This is a genomic window from Geodermatophilus saharensis, from assembly GCF_900188205.1.
In the GTDB taxonomy this organism is placed as follows: domain Bacteria; phylum Actinomycetota; class Actinomycetes; order Mycobacteriales; family Geodermatophilaceae; genus Geodermatophilus; species Geodermatophilus saharensis.
Genome location: NZ_FZOH01000009.1, coordinates 108984 through 134028, shown reverse-complemented (window position 1 = coordinate 134028; position 25045 = coordinate 108984). Strand labels below are relative to the sequence as shown.

General features: G+C 75.3%; 21 protein-coding genes. 17 read left to right on the top strand and 4 right to left on the bottom strand.

The annotated features are described in order from the left end of the window. Nucleotides 1-6: 6 nt before the first annotated feature. Complete coding sequence (gene tkt / locus CHC04_RS19750; RefSeq protein WP_089405659.1) at nt 7-2241, bottom strand: transketolase; 2235 nt, start codon at nt 2239-2241, stop codon at nt 7-9. Nucleotides 2242-2562: 321 nt separating this feature from the next. On the opposite strand from tkt, the gene CHC04_RS19745 reads away from it, so the two are divergent. Next, entirely contained in the window at nt 2563-3477 is a 915-nt protein-coding gene (locus tag CHC04_RS19745; RefSeq protein WP_089405658.1) for a heme o synthase, read from the top strand. 295 nt (nt 3478-3772) lie between these two features. On the opposite strand, the gene CHC04_RS19740 is transcribed toward CHC04_RS19745, so the two are convergent. Then, nucleotides 3773-4702: a COX15/CtaA family protein gene (locus CHC04_RS19740; RefSeq protein ID WP_089405657.1), complete on the bottom strand. Its 930-nt coding sequence runs from the start codon at nt 4700-4702 to the stop codon at nt 3773-3775. A gap of 210 nt (nt 4703-4912) precedes the next feature. On the opposite strand from CHC04_RS19740, the gene CHC04_RS19735 reads away from it, so the two are divergent. The 11 genes from CHC04_RS19735 (at nt 4913) to CHC04_RS19685 (ending at nt 16323) form a co-directional block, all read left to right on the top strand. Next, nucleotides 4913-7465: an ATP-dependent Clp protease ATP-binding subunit gene (locus CHC04_RS19735; RefSeq protein ID WP_089405656.1), complete on the top strand. Its 2553-nt coding sequence runs from the start codon at nt 4913-4915 to the stop codon at nt 7463-7465. A 95-nt stretch (nt 7466-7560) separates the two neighbouring features. Next, nucleotides 7561-8394: a helix-turn-helix transcriptional regulator gene (locus tag CHC04_RS19730; RefSeq protein ID WP_176450106.1), complete on the top strand. Its 834-nt coding sequence runs from the start codon at nt 7561-7563 to the stop codon at nt 8392-8394. After that, entirely contained in the window at nt 8391-9833 is a 1443-nt protein-coding gene (gene sufB, locus CHC04_RS19725) for a Fe-S cluster assembly protein SufB (protein WP_089405654.1), read from the top strand. The genes CHC04_RS19730 and sufB overlap by 4 nt, the downstream gene beginning before the upstream one ends. Then, a complete protein-coding gene (sufD, locus tag CHC04_RS19720; RefSeq protein ID WP_176450105.1) occupies nt 9833-11152 on the top strand; it encodes a Fe-S cluster assembly protein SufD in 1320 nt (439 codons plus the stop codon). The genes sufB and sufD overlap by 1 nt, the downstream gene beginning before the upstream one ends. A gap of 3 nt (nt 11153-11155) precedes the next feature. Then, nucleotides 11156-11509 (top strand): non-heme iron oxygenase ferredoxin subunit, encoded by a 354-nt coding sequence (locus CHC04_RS19715; protein ID WP_089405653.1) that lies wholly within the window; start codon nt 11156-11158, stop codon nt 11507-11509. A gap of 15 nt (nt 11510-11524) precedes the next feature. Then, nucleotides 11525-12298 carry a Fe-S cluster assembly ATPase SufC gene (sufC, locus tag CHC04_RS19710; RefSeq protein ID WP_089405652.1) on the top strand — a complete coding sequence of 258 codons (774 nt, stop codon included), beginning with the start codon at nt 11525-11527 and terminating at the stop codon, nt 12296-12298. Continuing rightward, nucleotides 12295-13626 carry a cysteine desulfurase gene (locus CHC04_RS19705; protein ID WP_089405651.1) on the top strand — a complete coding sequence of 444 codons (1332 nt, stop codon included), beginning with the start codon at nt 12295-12297 and terminating at the stop codon, nt 13624-13626. Before sufC ends, CHC04_RS19705 begins: the two co-directional genes overlap by 4 nt. Further along, entirely contained in the window at nt 13626-14093 is a 468-nt protein-coding gene (gene sufU / locus CHC04_RS19700; RefSeq protein ID WP_089405650.1) for a Fe-S cluster assembly sulfur transfer protein SufU, read from the top strand. Before CHC04_RS19705 ends, sufU begins: the two co-directional genes overlap by 1 nt. Then, nucleotides 14090-14470, top strand: coding sequence for a metal-sulfur cluster assembly factor (locus tag CHC04_RS19695; RefSeq protein WP_089405649.1), 381 nt, complete (start codon nt 14090-14092; stop codon nt 14468-14470). Before sufU ends, CHC04_RS19695 begins: the two co-directional genes overlap by 4 nt. Before the next feature lie 152 nt (nt 14471-14622). Further along, the gene (locus CHC04_RS19690) at nt 14623-15120 is read left to right on the top strand and encodes a GNAT family N-acetyltransferase (protein WP_217897462.1); all 498 of its coding nucleotides are present in this window, start codon (nt 14623-14625) and stop codon (nt 15118-15120) included. Between the two features lie 12 nt (nt 15121-15132). Continuing rightward, nucleotides 15133-16323 (top strand): site-2 protease family protein, encoded by a 1191-nt coding sequence (locus CHC04_RS19685; RefSeq protein ID WP_089405648.1) that lies wholly within the window; start codon nt 15133-15135, stop codon nt 16321-16323. A 9-nt stretch (nt 16324-16332) separates the two neighbouring features. Here CHC04_RS19685 and CHC04_RS19680 read toward each other — a convergent pair whose 3' ends face one another. Both CHC04_RS19680 and CHC04_RS19675 read right to left on the bottom strand, forming a co-directional pair. Then, entirely contained in the window at nt 16333-18186 is a 1854-nt protein-coding gene (locus CHC04_RS19680; RefSeq protein ID WP_089405647.1) for an SCO7613 C-terminal domain-containing membrane protein, read from the bottom strand. Nucleotides 18187-18228: 42 nt separating this feature from the next. Next, complete coding sequence (locus CHC04_RS19675; RefSeq protein ID WP_089405646.1) at nt 18229-20328, bottom strand: SCO7613 C-terminal domain-containing membrane protein; 2100 nt, start codon at nt 20326-20328, stop codon at nt 18229-18231. 130 nt (nt 20329-20458) lie between these two features. On the opposite strand from CHC04_RS19675, the gene CHC04_RS19670 reads away from it, so the two are divergent. From CHC04_RS19670 to CHC04_RS19650, 5 genes are all read left to right on the top strand, one after another. After that, nucleotides 20459-22060, top strand: a complete 1602-nt coding sequence (locus CHC04_RS19670; RefSeq protein WP_089405645.1) for an ABC-F family ATP-binding cassette domain-containing protein — start codon at nt 20459-20461, stop codon at nt 22058-22060. 84 nt (nt 22061-22144) lie between these two features. Next, nucleotides 22145-22327: a hypothetical protein gene (locus CHC04_RS19665; protein ID WP_089405644.1), complete on the top strand. Its 183-nt coding sequence runs from the start codon at nt 22145-22147 to the stop codon at nt 22325-22327. Nucleotides 22328-22487: 160 nt separating this feature from the next. Then, on the top strand, nt 22488-22718 hold the full coding sequence (locus tag CHC04_RS19660; protein ID WP_073420258.1) for a helix-turn-helix domain-containing protein: 231 nt from the start codon (nt 22488-22490) through the stop codon (nt 22716-22718). Next, a complete protein-coding gene (locus CHC04_RS19655; RefSeq protein ID WP_089405643.1) occupies nt 22715-23488 on the top strand; it encodes an enoyl-CoA hydratase/isomerase family protein in 774 nt (257 codons plus the stop codon). Before CHC04_RS19660 ends, CHC04_RS19655 begins: the two co-directional genes overlap by 4 nt. A 247-nt stretch (nt 23489-23735) precedes the next feature. Continuing rightward, nucleotides 23736-25031 carry an MFS transporter gene (locus CHC04_RS19650; RefSeq protein ID WP_089405642.1) on the top strand — a complete coding sequence of 432 codons (1296 nt, stop codon included), beginning with the start codon at nt 23736-23738 and terminating at the stop codon, nt 25029-25031. The last annotated feature ends 14 nt before the right edge of the window (nt 25032-25045 follow it).

The following is a 25045-nucleotide window of genomic DNA, read 5'->3' as shown; positions in this document are numbered from 1 at the left end:
GGTCCTTCATCTGTCGCCGGTGGGGTGGGGGAGGCCGCCGGTGGCGGCCACCGGGCCGGCCGGGACGGCGGGGCCCGACGCGGCCGCCTCGATCGACTCGCGGGCGGCGGCGACGACGGCCTCGTCGGTCAGGCCGAACTGCTCGTAGAGGACGGAGTAGGAAGCGCTGGCGCCGTAGTGGGTGAGCCCGACGATCCGCCCGGCGTCGCCGACGAACTCGCGCCAGCCCATGGGCACGCCGGCCTCGACGCTGACCCGGGCGCGGACGCTCGGCGGGAGCACCTCGTCCTTGTAGGCCTGGTCCTGGTCGGCGAACCACTCGACGCAGGGCACCGACACCACGCGGGTCGGGACGCCGTCGGCCTCCAGCCGCTCGCGGGCGGCGACGGCGATCTGCACCTCCGAGCCGGTGCCGAGCAGGATCACCTCGGGCTGCCCGTTCGACGCGTCGGCCAGCACGTACGCGCCGCGGGCCACGCCCTCGGCCGAGCCCGTCTGCGACCGGTCGAACACCGGCAGGTTCTGCCGGGACAGCAGCAGGCCGGCCGGGCGGTCGTTGTTCTCGAGGATCGTCCGCCAGGCGACGGTCACCTCGTTGGCGTCGGCCGGGCGGACGACGTCGAGGCCGGGGATGGCGCGCAGCGCGGCGAAGTGCTCGATCGGCTGGTGGGTCGGGCCGTCCTCGCCCAGGCCGATCGAGTCGTGCGTCCACACGTAGGTGACCGGCAGCTGCATGAGCGCGGCGAGGCGGACCGCGCCGCGCATGTAGTCGCTGAAGGTGAGGAAGGTGCCGCCGTAGACGCGGGTGCCGCCGTGCAGCGCGATCCCGTTCATGACCGCGCCCATGGCGTGCTCGCGGACGCCGAAGTGCAGGGTGCGGCCGTAGGGGCCGCCGCTCCACATCTTCGTCTGGCGGTCCGACGGCAGGAACGACGGCTCGCCCTCGACGGCGGTGTTGTTGCTCTCGGCGAGGTCGGCCGACCCGCCCCACAGCTCCGGCAGCGCGGGGTAGAGGGCGGCGAGCACCTTGCCCGAGGCCTTGCGGGTGGCCACGCCCTTGGGGTCGGCGTCGAAGGTCGGCAGGCCCTCGGCGAAGCCCTCGGGGAGCCGGCGCTCGCGCATCCGCTCCAGCAGCGCGGCGCGCTCGGGGTCCTGCTGCGCCCAGGCGTCGAAGCGCTGCTGCCACTCCTGGTGTTCCTGGCGGCCGCGGTCGACCACCGCGCGGGCGTGGGCGAGCACCTCGTCGTCGACGTCGAAGCTCTTCTCCGGGTCGAAGCCGAGGACCTCCTTGGTGGCGCGCACCTCGTCCTCGCCCAGCGCCGAGCCGTGCGCGGCGCCGGTGTTCTGCTTGTTCGGCGCCGGCCAGGCGATGATCGTGCGCAGCACGATGATCGACGGGCGGCCGGTCTCGGCCTTGGCGGCGGCGAAGGCGGCGTCGACCGCGGCCAGGTCCTCGCCGTCGTCGACGTGCTGCACGTGCCAGCCGTAGGCCTCGTAGCGCTTGCCGACGTCCTCGGTGAAGGCGACGTTGGTGTCGTCCTCGATGGAGATCCGGTTGTCGTCGTAGACGAGCACCAGGTTGCCCAGCTGCTGGGTGCCGGCCAGCGAGGAGGCCTCGCCGCTGACGCCCTCCTCCAGGTCGCCGTCGGAGGCGAAGACCCAGACGGTGTGGTCGAAGAGGCTCTCGCCCTCGGGGGCGTCGGGGTCGAGCAGGCCACGCTCGCGGCGGGCGGCCATCGCCATGCCCACGGCGTTGCCGACGCCCTGGCCGAGGGGGCCGGTCGTCGTCTCCACGCCGGGGGTGTGGTTGACCTCGGGGTGGCCGGGGGTCTTCGAGCCCCAGGTGCGCAGCGCCTCGAGGTCGGCCAGCTCCAGGCCGTAGCCGGATAGGTACAGCTGCACGTACAGCGTCAGGCTCGAGTGGCCCATCGACAGCACGAAGCGGTCGCGGGCGACCCAGTTCGGGTCGGTCGGGTCGTGGCGCAGCCACTTGTGGAAGAGCAGGTAGGCAGTGGGCGCCATGCTCATCGCGGTGCCCGGGTGGCCGTTGCCGACCTTCTGGACGGCGTCCATGGCCAGCACGCGGGCGGTGTCGATGGCCCGGCGGTCGAGGTCGCCGAAGCCGTCGGGCAGCGTGGGGTGCGGCTGTCGCGGGTCGCCGGTGGGGGAGTCGGTGGCGGCCTCGGCCGGGGCCTCGGCCTCCGTGCTCCGGGTACCCGAGCCCGTGGTGTCGCTGGTCATGTCGGACGGTGCTCCTCGAGGTCGGCCGGTGCGGGGCCGTCCGGGGACCGGTTGTCCCGTGCTCCCGGGCGGGCGACGCGGGCGCGGTGTGCAGCTGATCCGGTGTGCACCCGGGCCATCACTGGCCCGGACGCTCCGTCGTCGGCGACGGCCCTACCCGCTGTCCGCGCGGCGTCAACGTGATCAGACCCTAGTCATCCCGACCCGTGGGCGCGGCTCCTGCGGGATAGAGTGGGGACCGTTCATCCCCCGGTTCGAAGGGACCCCCGTGCTGTCTGCGTGCCCGGTGGCGCCCTGCGAGCACGCGGGGGAGGACGTGCGGTGACGGCGCTCACCGAGCGCCCGGTCGTTCCCGCCCGCCGCCTGCCGGCGGTGGTGGGCGCCTACGTGGCGCTGACCAAGCCCAAGCTCGTCGAGCTGCTGCTGGTCACCACCCTGCCGGCGATGATGATGGCCGCCGACGGCTGGCCGTCCTGGCGGCTGGTGGGCGCCACGATGGTGGGCGGGACGTTCGCCGCCGGCGCGGCCAACGTCTTCAACTGCTGGTACGACCGCGACATCGACCGGCTGATGTCGCGCACCCGGAACCGCCCGATCCCGGCGGGGGTGGTGTCGCCGCGGGCGGCGCTGGTGTTCGGGCTGGTCCTCGCCGCGGCGTCGCTGACCCTGCTGTGGGTGGCCACCACGCCGCTGGCCACGGCGCTCGCCGCGGTGGCGATCCTGGCCTACTCCGTCGTCTACACGATGGTGCTCAAGCGCCGGACCCGGCACAACACGGTCTTCGGGGCCTTCCCCGGGGCGGCGCCGGTGCTCATCGGCTGGGCGGCGGTGACCGGCTCGCTCGACTGGCCGGCGCTCGCCTTCTTCGCCGTCGTCTTCTGCTGGCAGATGCCGCACTTCTGGGCGCTGGCCAGCCGCTTCCGCGAGGACTACGCCCGCGCGAACGTGCCCATGCTGTCGGTGGTGGCCGGGCCCGAGAGCGTCGGCCGGCAGTCGGTCGTGTGGGCGTGGGCGACCCTGGGCGCCACCCTGCTCATGGGCTCGGTCACCCCGGTCCTCAACTGGGCCTTCGCCGTCGGCGGGGGGCTGCTCGGCGCGTGGTACGTCGCCGAGTCCCACCAGTGGCTGGACCGGATCCGCGCCGGCGTCCCCGACCGGCCGATGAAGCTGTTCTCGGTGTCGATCACGCACATGACGCTGCTGTCGATCGCCATCGCCGTCGACGTCCTCGTCTGAGCCGCTCGGCTCCCGCTCCCCTCCGTCGAGATCCCGTGATCTCGACCGTCGGGGGTTTGCGCCGGCGCGCCCGGTGTCGACCCGTTGCGACCTCGGCGGCGACGAGACCGCGCCAGGTCGACACGCGGCGATCTCGCGGGCTCAGGTGCGTCCGCCGGCGCGACCGAGGGCAGCCCGGCGACGTCGCCCCGGGCCTCGGCCCGCAGTGCCCGACCTCACCCCGCAGGGCGAGGTCGGGCACCGTGCGGTGGGGCCCGTGCGGTGGGCCCGCCGCCGGAGGCGCCGGTCGAGCGGCTCAGCGGGCGGCGGCGGTGGGGACGGCGGGGGTGTCCAGCGGCTGCTCGGTCGCCGGGCCGCGGACCGACCACGCCAGCCGCGCGGTGTAGGCGGTCACCAGCACCGCGCCGAGCATGTGCAGCAGCACCAGCACCACGGGCAGGTGGGTGAAGTACTGCACGAAGCCGACCACGCCCTGCAGCAGCTGCACGACCAGCAGGTCGCGCGCGGCCCGGCGCACCCGGCCGGGGGAGTCCATGGCGTACAGCGCCACCAGCAGCGCGACGGTCAGCCCGACGAGCAGGAAGACGACGTCGGCGTGCAGCTGGCTGACCGTCTCCGGGTCGAAGCCCATCCGCCCGCCGGAGGGGGCGCCGGTCTCGTCGAGGTCGCCGCTGTGCGGGCCCGACCCGGTGACCACGGTGCCCAGCACCAGGACCGCCGCGGTCACCGCGGCGATCCCGCCGACCAGCAGCGCGATCGGCCGGCGGACCAGCGGCTGCCCGACCCCGGGCTCCCGCGAGCGCAGCCACAGCACCGTGGACACCGCGACCAGCACCGACGACAGCAGGAAGTGCGCGGCCACCGTCCACGGGTTCAGGCCGGTCAGCACGGTCACCCCGCCGAGCAGCGCCTGCGCGGGGATGCCCAGGAACGCGACGACGGCCAGCCGCCGCAGGTCGCGGCGGCCGGAGCGGAAGACGGCGACGACGGTGGCGATCGCGACCGCGGCCAGCACGAAGGTCAGCAGCCGGTTGCCGAACTCGATCGCGCCGTGGCCGGCCAGCTCCGGCGTGGCCACGAAGCTCGCGTCGGTGCACCGCGGCCAGGTGGGGCAGCCCAGCCCGGAGCCGGTCAGCCGCACCGCGCCGCCGGTGACGACGATCGCGCCGTTGGCCAGGAGGTTGACCAGGGCGATCCGGGAGACGACGGCAGAGGAGACCCGCACGGCCCGATGCTAGCCGCGGGCGGGGCCCCTCCCGGTTCGCTCAGGGCAGATCACACCGGGGAAGCGCGGCGTGCCCGGCCGCGCTGGAGAGAGGCGAATGGCTGATGCGCCGCTCTCGGTGACGGTGTGCCATCCCGGGTACGGGCTCCCCCTACGCGAGCCCTCCGGCGACCACCTCCCGACCCCACCCGACCGACCTGGACGTGAGGCATGACCAGCCCCTTCTTCCCCGGCCCCTACGGGAGCCCCTTCGACGACTTCTTCGCCCGCTACCTCAGCGGCGGGCAGGGCGCGCCCCGTCAGCGCGTCGACATCACCCAGTTCCTCAGCCAGCAGGCGCGCGAGCTCGTCAACGCCGCCGCGGGACAGGCCGTGGCCACCGGCAGCGCCGACCTCGACACCGAGCACCTGCTGTGGGCGATGACCGGCGACGAGACCACCCGCGCCTTCCTCGCCCGCACCGGCACCGACCCCGACCGGCTGCGCGGCGAGCTCGAGGCGCAGCTGCAGCGCGGGGAGCCGCGCGAGGAGGCGCCGTCCCTGACGCCGGCCGCCAAGCGCGCGCTGCTCGACGCCCACCGGGTGTCGCGCGCGCTGGGCAGCACCTACATCGGCCCCGAGCACCTGCTGTTCGCCCTCGCCGTCAACCCCGACTCCCCGGGCGGCCGGGTGCTGCGCGAGCACGGCGTGACCCCGGAGGCCCTCCAGCAGGCCGCCACCGGCGGCCCCCAGCCCGGCGGCGGGCGCCCCGGCGGCCCCGGCCAGGGGCAGCAGTCGAGCACCCCGACGCTCGACGAGTACGGCCGCGACCTCACCGAGCTGGCCCGCAACGGCCAGATCGACCCGGTGATCGGCCGGGAGGCGGAGATCGAGCAGACCGTCGAGGTCCTCTCCCGGCGCCGGAAGAACAACCCGGTGCTCATCGGCGACGCCGGCGTCGGCAAGACCGCGATCGTGGAGGGCATCGCCGCCCAGATCGTCGAGGGCGACGTCCCCGAGACGCTGCGCGGCCGCCGGCTCGTCGAGCTCGACCTCACCGGCCTGGTGGCCGGCACCCGCTACCGCGGCGACTTCGAGGAGCGGCTCAAGAAGGTCATGGACGAGATCCGCGAGCACTCCGACGAGGTGATCGTCTTCATCGACGAGCTGCACACCGTCGTCGGCGCCGGCGCCTCGGAGGGCTCCGGCGGGGCGGGCAACATGCTCAAGCCGGCCCTGGCCCGCGGCGAGCTGCACATCATCGGCGCGACGACGCTGGACGAGTACCGCCGCAACATCGAGAAGGACGCCGCGCTGGAGCGCCGGTTCCAGCCGATCCTGGTGGCCGAGCCCGGCGTCGAGGACACCGTGGCGATCCTGTGCGGCCTGCGCGACCGCTACGAGGCCCACCACCAGGTGCGCTTCACCGACGAGGCCATCCGCGCCGCCGTCGACCTCTCCGACCGCTACGTCCCCGACCGGCACCTGCCGGACAAGGCCATCGACCTCATCGACCAGGCCGGTGCCCGCGTCCGCCGCCGGGTGAAGACCCCGCCGACGGACCTGCGCGGCCTCGAGCAGGAGGTCGAGCGGCTGCAGCGGGAGAAGGACCAGGCGGTGGCCGCCGAGCAGTACGAGCGCGCCTCGGAGCTGCGCGACCAGCTCGCCGAGGCCCAGCGCCGGCTGGAGGAGGCCCGCACCGGCGGCGGCCAGGCCGGCGTCCCGGAGGTCGGCGTCGACGACGTCGCCGAGGTCATCTCGCGGCAGACCGGCATCCCGGTGGCCCAGCTGACCCAGGAGGAGATGGCGCGGCTGCTGTCGCTGGAGGAGCGCCTGCACCAGCGGGTGGTCGGCCAGGACGACGCCGTGCGCGTGGTGGCCGAGGCCGTCCGCCGCTCCCGCGTGGGGCTGGGCGACCCCGACCGGCCGATCGGCAGCTTCCTGTTCCTCGGCCCCACCGGCGTCGGCAAGACCGAGCTGGCCCGGGCGCTGGCCGAGGCGCTGTTCGGCGACTCCGACCGCATGATCCGGCTGGACATGAGCGAGTTCCAGGAGCGGCACACCGTCAGCCGGCTGGTCGGCTCCCCGCCCGGGTACGTCGGCTACGAGGACGCCGGGCAGCTCACCGAGGCGGTGCGCCGCCGCCCCTACTCGGTCGTGCTGCTCGACGAGATCGAGAAGGCCCACCCCGACGTCTTCAACACGCTGCTGCAGGTGCTCGACGACGGCCGGCTCACCGACTCGCAGGGCCGCACGGTCGACTTCAAGAACACCGTGCTGATCATGACCAGCAACCTCGGCTCCGAGCTGATCCAGGGCCGCAACGCCCCGCTCGGCTTCGGCACCGGGGACGCCGCGGCCGCCGACGCCGGGCTGCGCGACCGGCTCGTGCGCCGGCTGCGCGAGTCCTTCCGGCCGGAGTTCCTCAACCGGATCGACGAGATCGTGGTCTTCCAGCAGCTGGAGACCGAGCAGCTGCAGCAGATCACCCGGCTGCTGCTCGACGAGACCCGCCGCCGGCTCGCCGCCCAGGACATCGCGGTCACCTTCACCGACGAGGCCGTCGCCTGGGTCGCCGAGCGCGGGTTCGAGCCGCAGTTCGGCGCCCGGCCGCTGCGCCGGGCGATCCAGCGCGAGGTCGACAACCCGCTGGCCCGGCTGCTGCTCGACGGCCGCGTCGCGGCCGGCCGGCACGTCGTCGTCGACGTCGCCGACGGTGCCCTGGACCTCCGTGTCGAGGACACCGAGCACGACGCCGAGCCGGCCGTGGCCGGCCAGGCGTGACCTGTCCCACCCGGCTCCTGACCTGCGCGGTCGGGGGCCGGGTGGGTTAGGGCGACCTTGCTTGCGAGGCCTCCGAAATAGGTCACAATCGTGTTGTGGAAACCAGCACGGTGCAGGGCGGGACGGCGCGCGCCGACGACGTCCGCACCCGTGACCGGGTGACCGCTCTGCTGCTCGAGCACGGCCCGCAGACCGCCAGCGAGCTCGCCGGCCGGCTGGGGGTGAGCCCGGCCGCCGTCCGGCGCCACCTCGACGGCCTCGCCGCCCAGGGGCGGGTGGAGGAGCGCGCGACCCCCGGCGGTCACCGGGGGAGGGGCCGGCCCGCCCGGCACTTCCACCTCACCGACGCCGGCCGCTCCGGCTTCGCGCACGCCTACGACGACCTCGCGCTCACCGCGCTGCGGTACGTGGCCGCCTCGGGGGGTCCCGACGCCGTCCGCGCCGTCGCCCAGGCCCAGCTGGCCGGCCTCGAGCAGCGGGCCTCCGACGCGGTCGCCCGCGCCGACGGTGCGCCGGTCGAGCGGGCCCGGGCGCTGGCCGAGGCGCTGACCGCCGAGGGCTACGCTGCCTCGGCGTCGGCGATCGCCAGCGGCGGGCAGCTGTGCCAGCACCACTGCCCCGTGGCGCACGTCGCGGCGGAGTTCCCGCAGCTGTGCGAGGTCGAGACGGCGGTGATCGGCCGGCTGGTGGGCACCCACGTGCAGCGGCTGGCCACGATCGCCCACGGCGACGGCGTCTGCACCACGCACATCCCCGGGCCGGCGCACACCGGTGACCGCGTCCGGGACCACACCCGCGGGGGGAACAGAAGCACCCTCGCAGGCCCTGTACCCGGTGAGAGGGCAGCGCGGGCCGTCCCACGCCAGGCAGGCCCCGCACCGTCCACCAGCACCACCCCCACGAACGACCGGGAGAGGACGCCCGCATGACCAGCACCCAGCAGCCGGTGACCGGCACGCCGCTGACGCAGGACGAGCAGATCGAGCAGCTCGGCCGCTACCAGTACGGCTGGGCCGACGCCGACGTCGCCGGGGCCTCCGCCCGCCGCGGCCTGGACGAGGACGTCGTCCGGGACATCTCGGCGCGCAAGAACGAGCCCGAGTGGATGCTCGAGCGCCGCCTCAAGGCCCTCAAGCTCTTCGACCGCAAGCCTATGCCCGACTGGGGCTCGGACCTGTCCGGGATCGACTTCCAGAACATCAAGTACTTCGTGCGCTCCACCGAGGCGCAGGCCACCTCGTGGGACGAGCTGCCCGAGGACATCAAGAACACCTACGACAAGCTGGGCATCCCCGAGGCCGAGAAGCAGCGGCTGATCGCCGGTGTCGCGGCCCAGTACGAGTCCGAGGTCGTCTACCACAAGATCCGCGAGGACCTCGAGGAGCAGGGTGTCGTCTTCCTCGACACCGACACCGCCCTCAAGGAGCACCCGGACCTGTTCCGCGAGTACTTCGGCTCGGTCATCCCCTCCGGCGACAACAAGTTCGCCGCGCTGAACACCGCGGTGTGGTCGGGTGGCTCGTTCATCTACGTGCCGAAGGGCGTGCACGTCGAGATCCCGCTGCAGGCCTACTTCCGGATCAACACCGAGAACATGGGCCAGTTCGAGCGGACGCTGATCATCGTCGACGAGGGCGCCTACGTGCACTACGTCGAGGGCTGCACCGCGCCGATCTACAAGTCGGACTCGCTGCACTCCGCGGTCGTGGAGATCATCGTCAAGAAGAACGCCCGCTGCCGGTACACGACCATCCAGAACTGGTCGAACAACGTCTACAACCTGGTCACCAAGCGGGCGATCGCCCACGAGGGCGCGACCATGGAGTGGATCGACGGCAACCTCGGCTCCAAGGTCACCATGAAGTACCCGGCGGTCTGGATGACCGGCGAGCACGCCAAGGGCGAGGTGCTGTCCATCGCCTTCGCCGGCGAGGGCCAGCACCAGGACGCCGGCGCCAAGATGGTGCACGCCGCCCCGAACACCTCCTCGACGATCGTGTCGAAGTCGGTGGCCCGCGGCGGTGGCCGCACGTCCTACCGCGGCCTGGTCCAGATCGACGAGGGCGCGCACGGGTCGAGGTCGACGGTCAAGTGCGATGCGCTGCTGGTCGACACGATCAGCCGGTCGGACACCTACCCCTACGTCGACGTCCGCGAGGACGACGTCGCCATGGGCCACGAGGCGACCGTCTCCCGGGTCAGCGAGGACCAGCTCTTCTACCTGATGAGCCGCGGCCTGTCCGAGGACGAGGCCATGGCGATGGTGGTGCGCGGCTTCGTCGAGCCGATCGCCCGCGAGCTGCCCATGGAGTACGCCCTCGAGCTCAACCGGCTCATCGAGCTGCAGATGGAAGGTGCCGTCGGCTGATGCCGGAGCAGAACACCCCCAGCACCACCGGTCTGACCACCGAGTCCGCCACCCTCGCCGGCGAGCTGTTCGGCGAGGGGGTGGGCACCCAGGCGGGCCCGCCGGCCGTCCCCGCGGCCGGCACGGGCACCGCCGGCCAGGCGGCCCCGGGCGCGCACTCGCACGGCGGCACCGCCCCCACCGGCTCGCCGGCCGAGCGGTTCACCTCGACCGACCCCGAGGCCTTCGGCCGCGTCACCGGCCGCGAGGAGGAGTGGCGCTTCACCCCGATGCGCCGCGTCCGCGCGCTGCTCGAGGGGGCGCCGTCCGAGGCGCACCTGCAGTGGACGACCGACCTGCCCGAGGGCGTCGAGCTGACCGGCGTCGACGCCGACGACCCGCTGCTCAAGGGCCTGCCCGAGCCGGTCGACCGGCTCGCCGCGCTCGCCCGACGGCGCAGCGGTGGCGCGGCCGTCGTCCGCGTGCCGGCCGAGGCGCGGCCCGACCGCCCGGTCACCCTCGGCCTGGCCGGCACCGGGTCCGACGACGTCGTCTGGGGTCAGCTCGTCGTCGAGGTCGGCGCCTTCGCGGAGACGACCGTCGTCCTCGACCACAGCGGCCTGGCCCGCTACGCCGGCGGCGTCGCCGTCCTCGTGGGCGACGGCGCGCGGGTGACCGTCGTGTCCGTGCAGGACTGGGCGCCGGGCGCGGTGCACGGCGGCCAGTTCGACGCCGTCGTCGGCCGCGACGCCACCTTCCGGCAGGTCGTGGTCACCCTCGGTGGCGACCTCGTGCGGCTGGTCAGCAACGTGCAGTACGCCGGCCCCGGCGGCACCGCGGAGCTGTTCGGCGTCTACTTCTCCGACGAGACCCAGCACCAGGAGCACCGGCTCTGGGTCGACCACGCGGTGCCCAACTGCACCAGCAACGTCCTCTACAAGGGCGCGCTGCAGGGCGAGGGTGCGCGCACGGTGTGGGTCGGCGACGTCCGGATCCGCCCGGCGGCCACCGGCACCGACACCTACGAGCTCAACCGCAACCTGGTGCTCACCGACGGCGCCCGCGCCGACTCGGTGCCCAACCTGGAGATCGAGACCGGCGAGATCGTCGGCGCCGGCCACGCCAGCGCCACCGGCCGGTTCGACGACGAGCAGCTGTTCTACCTGTGCTCGCGCGGCATCGACGCCGAGACCGCCCGCCGCCTGGTGGTGCGGGGCTTCTTCGCCGACGTCGTCCAGCACATCGGCGTCGACGCGCTGCAGGACCGCATCATGCGCTCCATCGAGGCCCGCCTCGGCGCGCTGCCCGGCCTCGAGGACCAGCACGTCGAGGTGGCCTGACCCATGGCCTTCGAGCGGGTCTGCGCCCTCTCCGACGTCCCGGAGAACGGGGCCCTGCGGGTCGAGCTGTCCGACGTCGACGTCGCCGTCGTCCGGTTCGAGGGCGAGGTCTACGCGGTCCAGGACGTCTGCTCGCACGCCGAGGTCCCGCTGTCCGAGGGCGACGTCGAGGAGTTCGACGGCGCGCCCACCATCGAGTGCTGGCTGCACGGGTCGTGCTTCGACCTGCGCACCGGCGAGCCCACCAACCTGCCGGCCACCGAGCCGGTCGACGTCTACCCGGTCCGCGTGGAGGGGGAGGACGTGCTCGTCGACACCGAAGCCGACGGCAGCCTCCCGCTCGCGGCCGGCAACTGAGGAGCGAGAGAAGAAGTGTCGGTTCTGGAGATCCGCGACCTGCACGTCACGGTCGGCGAGGGGGACGACGCCAAGGAGATCCTCCGCGGCGTCGACCTGACCGTCCGGTCGGGCGAGACCCACGCGATCATGGGCCCCAACGGGTCGGGCAAGTCCACCCTCGCCTACTCGATCGCCGGCCACCCGAAGTACACGATCACCGGCGGCACGGTGACCCTCGACGGCGAGGACGTCCTCGCGATGAGCGTCGACGAGCGCGCCCGCGCCGGGCTGTTCCTCGCGATGCAGTACCCGGTCGAGGTCCCCGGCGTCTCCGTGTCGAACTTCCTGCGCACCGCCGCCACCGCGGTCAAGGGCGAGGCCCCGAAGCTGCGCACCTGGGTCAAGGACGTGCGCGAGGAGATGACCGCGCTGGAGATGGACCCGGCCTTCGCCGAGCGCAACGTCAACGAGGGCTTCTCCGGCGGTGAGAAGAAGCGCCACGAGATCCTGCAGATGCGGCTGCTCAAGCCGAAGATCGCCGTCCTCGACGAGACCGACTCCGGCCTCGACGTCGACGCGCTGCGGGTCGTCTCCGAGGGCGTCAACCGCACCCGCGAGGAGGGGGACGTCGGCGTCCTGCTGATCACCCACTACACGCGGATCCTGCGCTACATCCAGCCCGACTTCGTGCACGTGTTCGTCGGCGGCCGCGTCGTCGACGAGGGCGGCAAGGAGCTCGCCGACAAGCTCGAGGCGGAGGGCTACGCCGCCTACGTCCAGGGCTCGAAGGAGACCGCGAAGGCATGACCTCGACCGTCTCGCGTCCCGCTGCCGGGGCGCAGAAGCAGCCCCTGCCCCTGGACGTCGAGGCGATCCGGGCGGACTTCCCGATCCTGTCGCGCACCGTGCGCGACGGGCGGCGGCTGGTCTACCTCGACTCCGGCGCCACCTCGCAGAAGCCCCGCAGCGTCCTCGACGCCGAGCGGGACTTCTACGAGAACCACAACGCCGCCCCGCACCGCGGCGCCCACCAGCTCGCCGAGGAGGCCACCGGCCTCTACGAGGCGGCCCGCGCGACGATCGCCGGGTTCATCGGCGCGGCCGTCGAGGAGGTCGTGTTCACCCGCAACACCACCGACGCGGTCAACACCGTCGCCTACGCGCTGTCCAACGCCGCCACGGCCAAGGAGCCCTCCTTCCGCCGGTACGCCGTCGGGCAGGGCGACGAGATCGTCGTGACCGAGATGGAGCACCACGCCAACCTGGTGCCCTGGCAGCAGCTGTGCGAGCGCACCGGCGCCACGCTGCGCTGGCTCGGCCTCACCGACGACGGCCGGCTGGACCTCTCCGACCTGTCCACCGTCGTCAACGAGCGCACCAAGCTGGTCGCGGTCACCCAGCAGTCGAACATCCTGGGCACGATCAACCCGCTGGAGCCGATCGTGGCCCGGGCGCGGGAGGTCGGCGCGCTGGTGCTGGTCGACGGCGCGCAGTCGGTGCCGCACCAGCCGGTCGACGTCACCGCGCTGGGCGCGGACTTCCTCGTCTTCTCCGGCCACAAGATGCTCGGGCCCACCGGCGTCGGCGTGCTGTGGGGCCGCTACGAGGTCCTCGACGCGCTGCCGCCCTTCCTCACCGGCGGCTCGATGATCGAGGTCGTGCGCATGGAGGGCAGCACCTTCATGCCGCCGCCGCAGCGGTTCGAGGCCGGCGTGCCGATGACCGCGCAGGTGGTCGGCCTCGGTGCGGCGGTGGAGTACCTGCAGGCCCTCGGCATGGCGAACGTGCAGGCGCACGAGGAGGCGCTCACCGCCTACGCCCTCGAGCAGCTGCAGGCGATCCCCGGCGTCACCGTGATCGGCCCGCCCGACACCGTCGCCCGCGGGGGAGCGGTGTCCTTCACCGTCGAGGGCATCCACCCGCACGACGTCGGCCAGGTCCTCGACGACCTCGGCATCGCCGTCCGGGTGGGCCACCACTGCGCGTGGCCGGTGGTCCGCCGCTACGGCGTCCCGGCCACCACCCGCGCCACGTTCTACGTGCACACCGGGTACGACGACGTCGACGCGCTGGTGGAAGGTGTGCGGGCTGCGCAGCGTTTCTTCGGAGTGACGCCGGAGGAGGCAACCGCCTGATGCAGCTGCAGTCCATGTACCAGGAGATCATCCTGGACCACTACCGCAACCCGCACGGCCGCGGGCTGCGCGACCCCTACGAGGCCGAGGTCCACCACGTGAACCCGACCTGCGGGGACGAGGTGACCCTGCGGGTGCACCTCGACGGCGACACCATCGCCGACGTGTCCTACGAGGGCATGGGCTGCTCGATCAGCCAGGCGTCGGTCTCGGCGATGTACGACCTCGTCGTCGGCCGCCCGGTCACCGACGCGCTGGCCACCGGCGAGCACTTCATGACGCTGATGCAGTCCAAGGGCGACCCGGCCGTGGCCGAGGAGCTCGAGGACGAGCTCGAGGACGCCGTCGCCTTCGCCGGCGTGTCCAAGTACCCCGCGCGGATCAAGTGCGCGCTGATGAGCTGGATGGCCCTCAAGGACGCCTCCGCCCGCGCCCTGGCGGCCGCCCCCACTGGAGGACAGGCATGAGCGAGACCACCGAGAACGCCACCCCCGAGCTGCCGGCCTACAAGTCCGCGCTGCTCGAGGACGTCGAGGAGGCCATGCGCGACGTCGTCGACCCCGAGCTGGGCGTCAACGTCGTCGACCTCGGTCTCGTCTACGGCATCGACGTCGCCGACGACGGCGGCTCGCAGGTCGCCGTCCTCGACATGACGCTCACCTCGGCGGCGTGCCCGCTGACCGACGTCATCGAGGACCAGGCGCGCCAGGCGCTGACCGGCGGTCCCGGTCCCGGCCTGGTCGACGACATCCGGATCAACTGGGTCTGGATGCCGCCGTGGGGCCCGGACAAGATCACCGACGACGGGCGCGAGCAGCTGCGCGCCCTCGGCTTCCGGGTCTGAACCTCGGCGAGCTCCTCGACGACCTCGCCCGGTCGGCCTCTCCGCAGGGGCCCGGGCCGAGCGTGCGAGGCCTGGGGGGCGGAGAGGTCCTTCGACTGCCCGCGCCCTCCGGGGCGCGGGCAGTCGTCGTCGGGGGGACCGCCTGGCACGTCGTGGCCGCCGACGTCGACCCCGCCTGGGTGGCGCGCTGCGTGGCCCCCGACCCGCTGGCGCTGCCGCTGGGCGCGCGGTTCCTCGCCGCCCTCGCCGACCGGGTCGGCGCCGAGCCGGGGGTGGTGGACGCCGTCCTCGTCGCGCCGCCGCCCGCCGCCGGGCCCGGTCTCGAGCTCGTGCCCGCCCAGGTCGACCACCCGCGGGTCGCCCGGGCGCGGCTGCACCGCACCGACGTCCGGGTGTGGACGACGCCCGACGGCGCCGGGGTGCTCGTCCTCGGGCGCGGCGTCGCCGGGCGGGCGGAGGTCAGCGTCGAGGTCGACCCCGCCGCGCGCGGGCGCGGGCTGGGCACCGCGCTGGTCGCCGCGGCCCCGGCACTGGTGCCCGGCGGCGGGCCGCTGTGGGCGCAGGTGGCGCCGGCCAACACCGCGTCGCTGCGGGCGTTCCTCGCCGCCGGCTACCGGCCGGTCTGCGCCGAGGTGCTGTTCGGGCCCTGAGAGGAGCTCCGCATGACCGAGACCTTCCGCCTGGGCCGCATCGCCGGCATCCGGGTCGGCGTCAACGCCAGCGTGCTGGTGATCGTGCTGATCATCGCGGCCGGTCTGGCGTTCGGCCGGTTCCCGCTGGTGCTGCCGGGCCGCAGCGGCCTGGCGTACGCCACGGCCGCCCTGGTGGCCGCGGCCGCGTTCCTCGCCTCGCTGCTGGCGCACGAGCTGGCGCACGCGCTGGTCGCCCGCCGCAACGGCGTGGAGGTCGAGGGCATCACGCTGTGGCTGCTCGGCGGGGTGGCGCGGCTGCGCGGCGGCGCCCGCACGCCCGGGGCGGAGTTCCGCATCGCCGGGGTCGGCCCGCTGACCAGCCTCGTCCTCGGCGCGCTGTTCATGGCCGCCGGCCTGCTCGCCCGCGCGGCCGACGCCGGCGGCCTGCCCGTGGCGGTGCTGGACTACCTCGCGGTCATCAACGTCTCGCTGGCGGTGTTCAACCTGGTCCCGGCCGCTCCGCTCGACGGCGGGCGGCTGCTGCGGGCGCTGCTGTGGTGGCGGCGCGGCGACCCGTGGTCCTCGGCGGTGACCGCGTCCCGGGCGGGCCGGCTCTTCGGGTTCGCGCTCATCGCCCTCGGCGCGCTGCAGCTGGTCACCGGCCGCGGGCTCGGCGGGCTGTGGCTGGGCCTGATCGGCCTGTTCCTGGTCAACGCCGCGACCGCCGAGGAGCAGCAGGCGCGCGTGTCGGCGCGGCTCGGCGGGCTGCCGGTCGGCCGGGTGATGAGCGGCCCGGTGCTGACCGCCGACCCCGACCAGCCCGTCGAGCGGTTCCTCCACGAGGTGGCGCTGGTGCACCGGTTCAGCACCTACCCGCTGGTGGACGCCGGCGGGGCGCTGGCCGGGCTGGTCACCCTCAACCGGCTGCGGTCGGTGCCGCCGGGCGCCCGGGCGACGACGCGGCTGCGCGACGTCGCCTGCCCGCTGCCGGAGATCCCGACCGCCCGCCCCGACGAGCCGCTGCTGGACCTGCTGGGCCGGATGCAGGGCTGCACCGACGGGCGGGCGGTGGTCCTCGACGGGAGCCGCGTCGTGGGCGTGGTCTCGCCGAGCGACGTCACGCGCACCCTCCAGCTCGCCGACCTCGCCGCGGCCGGCCGGTACCCGCCCGCCGGCGGTGGGGCCGACGTCGCCCCGCGGCAGGGGCCCGGCCCGGGCTGAGCCGCCGGCTCAGCGCATCTCCGACAGCCGCGCGCCGAACCCGGCCACCGGGCGCAGCTCCCGGCGGGCGCCGATGCCCAGCAGCGCGGCGCCGACGACGAGCGCCCCGCCCAGCGGCAGGGGCAGCGCGACGAGGGCCAGCCCGACGCCCAGCGCGACCGCGGTGACCGCGCCGGTGAGCAGGGCCGCGCGGACCGCGGTGCGCGCGCCGAGGGCCATGACCGCCGCGGCCGTGACCAGCACCAGCACCGGCCGCAGCGCGCCGGGCAGCAGCACCGCCGCCACCGTCGAGGGCACCGCCGCGACCACCAGCCCCGGACCCCACGCCGGCCACGACGGCCCGAGCCGCAGCCGCGGCCCGGCGGCCACCCACAGGCCCACGGCGGCCGGCAGGCTCCACGCCTCCACCGCGGCGGCGCCGGCCAGCGCGGCCGCGGTCCAGGCCGCCGCCACCAGCTCGGTCGCGCCGGTGCGCCAGGTGGCGACCTCCTCGGGTCCGCCGTCCCGGCCACCGCCGCGCGCCTCGCGGGACAGCAGCGCGGCCCAGCCGCAGGTGAGCACCCCCTGCACGGCCAGGTGCAGCGCGAGCTGGGTCCAGGCGGCGTCGACCGCGACCACCGCCAGCGCCGCGCCGGCGCAGACCGCCCCGACCGTGCCGGTGGGGCCGCGCACGTCCCGGTCCATCGCCGGCCGGCCGGCCAGCGTGACCGCGTACAGCCCGGTGAGGGCCACCGCGGCGCCCCCGGGCGGGAGCAGGCCGGCCGGGACCGCGAGCAGCGCGGCCGCGGCCAGGCAGCCGGTCGCCGTGGGCAGGGCCGTGGGCCGCTCGTCGCGCCGCAGCGCGGCCACCCCGGCGACGGGCAGCGCGGTGAGCAGCAGCAGGACCACCAGCGCCGTCCACCGGGCGGCCAGCGCGAGCTGCCCGACCGCCAGCACCACCAGCGTGCTGCCGGCGGCGGTGGCCGCGGGGAGCAGCAGGCCCCGCCGCCAGCCGCTCAGCACGGTCGCGGCCACGCTGACCAGCAGCACGCCGAGCTCCCCGGCCAGCGGCAGCGACACCGGGTCGCCGGTGGACAGCGCCGCCCCGACCGCGCCGCCGGCGGCGAGCCCCGCCACCACGGGCACGAGGCGCGGCGGGCCGAGCAGCGGCTCGACCGCCCGGACCAGCCGCACCGGCAGCAGGGCTCCGGCCACCGCCACCGTGAGCCCCGCGGCGAGCCAGCGCGCCGGGCCGTCGGCGCCGGCGGCCGTGACCAGCCCGCTCGTGACGCCGGTGACCCACCAGGGCCCCGTGGTGACGAGCACGATCCGCCCGAGCGCGGGCCGCGCCGCGAGGGTCGCGGCGAGCCCGGTGAGCGCGACGGTGAGCAGCAGCGCGGTGCGCGGCCCCCCGCCCTCGACGAGGGACAGCGACCGCAGCGCGGCCACCTGCACCGCCGCCCATGCCGCCAGCGGCCAGCTCAACGGGCGGGGGAACAGCACCCGCAGGCTCCCCAGCACGGCCGCCACCAGCAGCACCGGCAGCGGGCCGCCCTCGAGCGGGTGGTCCCCGGCGGCGGCGCCGGTGAGCGCGAGCGCCGCCGCGGCCGCCGCGCAGGCCTCCTCGGTGCTGCGCAGCGGCGACCGCGCGGCCAGCGCCGAGGCGCACCCGACCAGCAGCGCCAGCAGCAGCACGCCGACCCGGCCGGCCGGCCCGGCCAGCGCGGGCCCGGCCAGCCCGACGGCGACCAGCAGCACCACCCCGACGCCGAGCAGCACCTGCGGCGGGCGCAGCCGCGACGGCAGCGGCGGCGCCGGGGCGGCGGGGACGCGCCCCGGCGGGCCGGCGTAGGGGAGCGGGGGCAGCCGCGCGTCCGGCGTCACCGGTCCTCCCCTCGCTGGTGCACGGCCCCAGGTTGGGGCCGCTCAGCGCATCTGTGCCACCCAGGCGACCGCCTCCCGGGCCTGCTGGCGCCGCCGCTCGTAGGTGGCGCCCACGACCAGCAGCAGCAACCCCGCCGTGGCGAGCGTGACCCAGCGGGGGACCAGCGGCGCGTAGGGCGCCAGCCGCCCGAGGACGACGACCGCCAGCGCCCCGGCGCCCACGACGAAGGGCGCCTGCCGATGGGTGAGCGTGCCGGCGACGGTCAGCCCGGCGGCGACGGCCACGACGCCGACCAGCCGCAGGGCCGTCGGCTCGTCGACCACGACCAGCGCCGAGGGCAGCAGCGCGACCGCCACCGCCGGGCCCTCCGCGGCCCAGGACACCGCACCCGTCCGCAGCGCCGGGACCGCCAGGAGGAGCAGGCCGGCGGCGGCGGGCAGCGTGTAGACCTCCGGCGTGCCGACGTCGGCACCGGCCGCCGCGATCCAGCAGGCCAGGACCAGGTCGGCAACCGCGAGCACGGCGACCGGCTGGCGGCGGGCGACGACGGCGTAGCAGCCGGCGGCCGCGCCGACGACGGCGAGGTCGACCGCGAGCTGCCCCCACGCGCCGGCGTCGGCCGCGACCAGCCCCGCGGCGAGGCCGGCCAGGGTGCCGGCGACCGCGGCGGCACCCTCCTCCGGGAACCGGGCGCGCAGCGCGGAGACCGCGAAGGACGCCGCGCCGCCCAGCGCGAGCAGCAGCGCGGCGGGGACCGGCCCGAGCAGGTCCCCCTCCAGCGCCACCAGCACCGCAAGGCCCGGCGCGGCCAGCGCGGCGCCCGTGGCGGCCGGCCGCACTCCCGGGCGCAGCACCGCCGCCAGCCCGGCGGGGACGGCGGCGGCCAGCACCAGCAGGGCCAGCGGGCCGCTGCGGCCCTCCTCGGCGAGCACCGCCGCGCCGGCCCCGGCCAGCACGCCGCCCGCGGCGACCAGCGCGGCAAGCGCCGCGGCGGCCGTGCCCGGCGGGGCCGCCGCGGTCAGCAGCACCAGGCCCAGCCCGGCCGCGGTGACCGCCCCGCCGACGCCGAGGCCCGACAGCGACCCGGCCAGGGCCGCGGCCGCGATCGCGGCGGCCACGCCCGACACCACCCGCGGCGGGGGGAGGTGCGCCGCGACGCGGGGCTCGCGCAGCAGCGCGACGGCGCCGGCGGCCGCGACGGCGAGGACCGCGGTGGCGAGCCAGGAGTCCAGCGGTGCGCCGTCCCAGGCCAGCGGCACGCCCAGCAGCACGCCGGCGGTGGTGACCGGCGCGGCGAGGCCCTGCGCCACCGGCCGCAGCGCCGGGCGCAGGAGCAGCAGCGCGAGGACGTCGAGCAGCGCGGTGCCCAGCAGCACCGCCGTCCCCGCCGGGCCGTCGGCGAGGCCGGCGGGCAGCAGCAGCCAGCCGGCGGGCTGGACGGCCAGCAGCGCGACCAGCGGCCAGGTGACCGTGCTGCGGGTGGCGCGGCCGAGGGCGAGGGCGATCCCGCCGGCCACGACGCAGGACAGCCCGCTCCACAGCCGCAGCGGCACGGCATCGGCACCGGCCAGGCCCAGCGCGTGGGCGGCGCCGAGGTCGACGGCCAGCAGGGCGGCACCGGCGGCGGCCAGGGCCTCCTCGGTGGCCCGCAGCCCGCGCCGCGCGGCGAACGCCGAGGCGGCGCAGGCGGCGGCGGTGACCGTGCCCATCACGACGGCCTGGAAGGTCACGCCCAGCCGCGTCCACGCCACGGCGACGAACGCGATCGCCGCGGCGACCACCAGCAGTGCACCGAGCCCGAGCAGCACCTGCTGCGGGCTCAGCCGGGGGCGCGGCGCCCGGGGTGGCGCGACCGGCCGGGGGGCCGGCGGCGCGGGGACCGGTGCGTCGGGCACGCGGGCGACCACCGGGATGTGCGCCGGTGCTGGGGGAGGGGCCGGCGCGGTGCGGGCGGCGCGGCGCAGCGTGGCCACGAGGGCGTCGCGCTCGCGGGCGAACTCGTCGATCGTGGCGCCCAGCCGCGCCACCACCGTCGCCGCCTGGGCCACCGCGGGCAGTCCGCAGGTGGGGCAGGGTGCGGGTGCCGGCACGGCCGGCGTCCCGCAGACGGGGCAGGGCGGTGCCCAGGTCGGCGTGCTCATGGCCGGATGGTGACGCGCGCCGGGCGTCGGCGGAACCGATCTCACCCCGACTGTGGACACGGCCGGCTGCTGTGGACGTCACCCCGCAATCCGCTCGGGTTCCGGCGCGCGGGCGCCTACCCTGGGATCAGTGATCACCACGACCGGCCTGGAGCTGCGCGCCGGCGCCCGCATCCTCCTGAGCGACATCAGCCTGCGCGTGCAGGCCGGTGACCGCATCGGCCTGGTCGGGCGCAACGGCGCGGGCAAGACCACCACCCTCACCACCCTCGCCGGCGAGCGCCTGCCGCACGCCGGGAGGGTCGAGGTGAGCGGGGAGATCGGCTACCTGCCGCAGGACCCGCGCAGCGGCGACCTCGACATCAGCGCCACCGACCGCGTGCTGTCCGGCCGCGGCCTCGACGTCCTCAAGGCCCAGCTGGTCAAGGCGCAGGTGGCCATGGCCGAGCCCGCCGACGACGCCGAGCGCGACCGCGCGGTGCGCCGCTACGGCCGTCTCGAGGACCAGTTCGCCGCTCTGGGCGGGTACGCCGCCGAGAGCGACGCCGCCCGCATCTGCACCGCCCTCGGCCTGCCCGACCGGGTGATGGGCCAGCCGCTGCGCACCCTCTCCGGGGGTCAGCGGCGGCGCGTCGAGCTCGCCCGCATCCTGTTCTCCGACGCCGAGACGCTGCTGCTCGACGAGCCCACCAACCACCTCGACGCCGACTCGATCACCTGGCTCAAGGGCTTCCTCGCCGCGCACAAGGGCGGCCTGGTCGTCATCAGCCACGACGTCGAGCTGCTCGACGCCGTCGTCAACAAGGTGTGGCACCTCGACGCCAACCGGGCGACCGTCGACGTCTACAACCTCGGCTGGAAGGCCTACCTGCAGCAGCGGGAGACCGACGAGCGCCGCCGCCGGCAGGAGCGGGCCAACACCGAGCGCAAGATCGACGCGCTCACCGCCCAGGCGGACAAGATGCGCGCCAAGGCCACCAAGGCGAAGGCCGCCCAGAGCATGGACAAGCGGGCCCAGCGGCTCGCGGCGGGCCTGGAGGCGGTCCGCCAGCAGGACCGGGTGGCCAGGCTGCGCTTCCCGACGCCGGCGCCGTGCGGGCGCACGCCGCTGACCGCGGAGGGGCTGAGCAAGAGCTACGGCTCCCTCGAGGTGTTCACCGACGTCGACCTCGCCGTCGACAAGGGCACGCGGGTCGTCGTCCTCGGGCTCAACGGCGCGGGCAAGACGACGCTGCTGCGCATGCTGGCCGGCACCGAGGTGCCCGACACCGGGGAGGTGCGCCCCGGGCACGGGTTGCGGGTGGGCTACTACGCGCAGGAGCACGAGACGCTCGACATGGACCGGTCGCTGCTGGAGAACATGCGCGCGGCCGCACCGCAGAGCACCGACACCGAGCTGCGGCGCATCCTCGGCGCCTTCCTGTTCTCCGGCGACACCGTCGACCAGCGGGCCGGGACGCTCTCCGGCGGCGAGCGCACCCGGCTGGCGATGGCCACCCTCGTCGTCTCCGGCGCCAACGTGCTGCTGCTCGACGAGCCGACCAACAACCTCGACCCGGCCAGCCGCGAGCAGGTCCTCGACGCGCTGCGCACCTACACCGGCGCGATCGTGCTGGTGACCCACGACGAGGGCGCCGTCCGGGCGCTGGACCCCGACAAGGTCATCCTGCTGCCCGACGGCACCGAGGACGCCTGGAGCGAGGACCTCGCCGACCTCGTCGAGCTGGCGTAGCGCAGCGACGGGGACCCGGCCGACCTGCTCGGCGACTCCGCGCCGTCCGGCCCGGCCCTGGGCCTGCGCACCGCCGGCCCGGAGGTGGTCGACGCCCTCGTCGCGGCACGCCCGGGGGTCTTCTCCACCGTCGCCGGCTACGGCCTGCACCCGATGGTGCTCGCGCACGTCGAGCGGGCCTGCGTCGAGGACCTCGAGGAGGCGCTCACCGAGGCCTGGTGGTGCCGCGCCCCGCGCCGGCTGCGGGAGGAGCTGCGCGGCCGGTGACGGCGGTCCGGCCGGCGGATCCCGCCTCGCGTGGCCGAGGTCGCCCGACTGGGTGATCATCGGACGGGGAGGTCGGCGTCACGGGGACGGCGGCACCACGCGGACCAGCACCGGGCACGCCGGCACCGGCCGGCGCGGACGGCGGCGACGGAGGGGAGTCATGGCCGACTCGAGCACGGCGGACCTCGGCAAGGGCAAGCGGATCACCGGCGGGGACCGCACGTCCCTCGCGGACGAGCTCAAGAAGCGCTACGACGGCGGGGAGAGCATCCGCTCCCTGGCCACCTCGACCAACCGGTCCTACGGGTTCGTGCACCGGCTCCTGTCGGAGTCCGGTGCCACCCTGCGCAGCCGTGGCGGTGCCAACCGGAACAGCAAGAAGACCGCGTGACGGCGGTCGACACCGACGGCTGGGTCCGCACCAGCCGGGACGGCGCGGTCCTCACCGTCACCCTCGACCGTCCCGAGCAGCTCAACGCTCAGACGCCGGCCACCTGGACGGCGCTGGCGGCGGTCGGGGCCTCGCTCGACGACGACGTGCGCGTCGTCGTCGTGCGGGGCTCGGGGCGCTCGTTCTCCGCGGGGCTGGACCGCAGCCTGTTCAGCCCCGACCCGTCGACCGCCGGCGGGCTCGGCCAGCTCGGCTCCCTGCCGCCCGACCAGGCCCAGGAGCGCATCCGCTCCTACCAGGCCGGGTTCCGGTGGCTGCGCTCGCCGGGGATCGTCTCGGTGGCCGCGGTGCAGGGCCACGCCATCGGTGCCGGCGCGCAGCTGGCACTGGCCTGCGACCTGCGGGTGCTCACCGAGGACGCGTCGCTGCGGCTGCCCGAGGCGACGCTCGGCCTGGTGCCCGACCTGACCGGCACGAGCACGCTGGCCGAGCTCGTCGGGTACGCGCGGGCGCTGGAGGTGTGCGTGACCGGACGGCCGGTCGGCGCGGCCGAGGCGCTGTCGTGGGGGCTGGCCAACGCCGTCGTCCCGGCCGGGGAGCTCGACGGGGCGGTCACGACGCTGGTCGCGGCCCTGACCGCCCCGCCGGCCGGTGCGGTCCGGGAGACCGCCGCGCTGGTCCGCTCCGCCGTCCGCAACACCCCGGAGGCGCAGGACGCCGCCGAGCGCGCCGCCCAGGCGCGCCGGCTGGCCGAGCTGGCCGGGGGCTGATCCCGCCGTCCCCCGGCACACCTCCGGCGCGCCTCGGCCGTGCGCCGGAGGTCCGGCGAGGGTCCGGACACGTGGCCCGACCCCGGCCGCACCGGCACGGGGCACGGCTCCGGTGGCCTGCATCCCGTGAGCCGCGACACGGGGACCAGCAGGACCGATTCCCGGAGGGAATCACCGAGGACTCAGGTGATATTGGACCTCGGTCACAGAGGCTTCCTACGGTCGTCCGGACCGAAAGGGGCCCGTCATGACCGTCCTCGCCGATCCCGCCACGCGACCCCAGGTTCGCCGTGTCGTCCTGTCCAGCTTCGTCGGCACCTCGATCGAGTGGTACGACTTCTTCCTGTTCGGCTCGGCCGCGGCGCTGGTCTTCCCGACCGTGTTCTTCCCCGAGTCCGCGCCGCAGACCGCCATCCTGCTGTCCTTCATGACCTACGGCGTCGCCTTCCTGGCCCGGCCGCTCGGCGGCATCCTCTTCGGTCGCATGGGTGACGCGGTCGGCCGCAAGAACGTCCTGGTGATCACGCTGCTGATCACCGGGGGTGGCACCTTCCTGATCGGCTGCATCCCGGGGTACACGTCGATCGGGGTGTGGGCGCCCGTGCTGCTGGTCCTGATGCGCCTGGTGCAGGGCCTGGGGATCGGCGGCGAGTGGGGCGGTGCGGTGACCCTGTCGACCGAGCACGCCGAGGCCGGCGGGCGCCAGCGCTCCCGCGGCCTGCTCACCTCGGCCATCCAACTGGGCGTGCCGATCGGCAACCTGTTCGCGGTCGGCGCCCTGGCGGTCATGAGCACCACGCTGCCCGAGGAGCAGTTCCTCGCATGGGGCTGGCGGGTGCCGTTCCTCGCCAGCGCCCTGCTCATCGGCCTCGGGCTCTGGATCCGGGTCGCGGTGCACGAGTCCCCCCTGTTCACCAAGAGCGAGCAGGCCGAGGCCCCGTTCCGGGAGATGCTCGCCACGCACTGGCGCCAGGTCGTGCTCACGGTCGGTCTCCGGATCGCCTCGGACGTCTCCTACTACGTCTTCGCGGTGTTCGCGCTGTCCTACCTCGCCTCCGGGCTCGGGCTGTCGTCGTCCGTGGGGCTCTACGGCGTCATCGTCGGATCGATCGCCCAGCTGGTCACCATCCCGTTGTCGGCGACGCTCTCCGACCGGTTCGGACGTCGTCCGGTGTACATCTGCGGCGCCGTGGCCGTCGGCATCTGGGCCTTCGTGGCGTGGCCGCTCATCGACACCGCCAGCACCGGCTGGGTCATCCTCGCGATCGCGGTCGGCATCGCCGCCCAGGGCGTCATGTTCGGGCCGATGGCCGCCTTCGTCGCCGAGATGTTCAGCACCCGGGTGCGCAACTCCGGCGCCTCCTTCGGCTTCCAGATCGCCGGCGTCTTCGGCGGCGCGATCGCGCCCTTCGTCGCCCAGTTGCTGCTGACGACCTTCGGTTCCACCTCCGCCGTCTCCCTCTACGTCGTCCTCACCGCCGTCCTCGCCGTGGTCAGCGCCCTCCTCGCGCGGGAGACGCACCGGTCGGCGATCGACGCCTGACCCCCGCTGGAGAG

Coding starts and splice junctions, on each gene's coding strand:
- tkt (WP_089405659.1), bottom strand. CDS start 2,241: ATGACCAGCGACACCACGGGCTCGGGTACCCGGAGCACGGAGGCCGAG.
- CHC04_RS19735 (WP_089405656.1), top strand. CDS start 4,913: ATGACCAGCCCCTTCTTCCCCGGCCCCTACGGGAGCCCCTTCGACGAC.
- sufB (WP_089405654.1), top strand. CDS start 8,391: ATGACCAGCACCCAGCAGCCGGTGACCGGCACGCCGCTGACGCAGGAC.
- sufD (WP_176450105.1), top strand. CDS start 9,833: ATGCCGGAGCAGAACACCCCCAGCACCACCGGTCTGACCACCGAGTCC.
- CHC04_RS19715 (WP_089405653.1), top strand. CDS start 11,156: ATGGCCTTCGAGCGGGTCTGCGCCCTCTCCGACGTCCCGGAGAACGGG.
- CHC04_RS19705 (WP_089405651.1), top strand. CDS start 12,295: ATGACCTCGACCGTCTCGCGTCCCGCTGCCGGGGCGCAGAAGCAGCCC.
- sufU (WP_089405650.1), top strand. CDS start 13,626: ATGCAGCTGCAGTCCATGTACCAGGAGATCATCCTGGACCACTACCGC.
- CHC04_RS19695 (WP_089405649.1), top strand. CDS start 14,090: ATGAGCGAGACCACCGAGAACGCCACCCCCGAGCTGCCGGCCTACAAG.
- CHC04_RS19685 (WP_089405648.1), top strand. CDS start 15,133: ATGACCGAGACCTTCCGCCTGGGCCGCATCGCCGGCATCCGGGTCGGC.
- CHC04_RS19675 (WP_089405646.1), bottom strand. CDS start 20,328: ATGAGCACGCCGACCTGGGCACCGCCCTGCCCCGTCTGCGGGACGCCG.
- CHC04_RS19660 (WP_073420258.1), top strand. CDS start 22,488: ATGGCCGACTCGAGCACGGCGGACCTCGGCAAGGGCAAGCGGATCACC.
- CHC04_RS19650 (WP_089405642.1), top strand. CDS start 23,736: ATGACCGTCCTCGCCGATCCCGCCACGCGACCCCAGGTTCGCCGTGTC.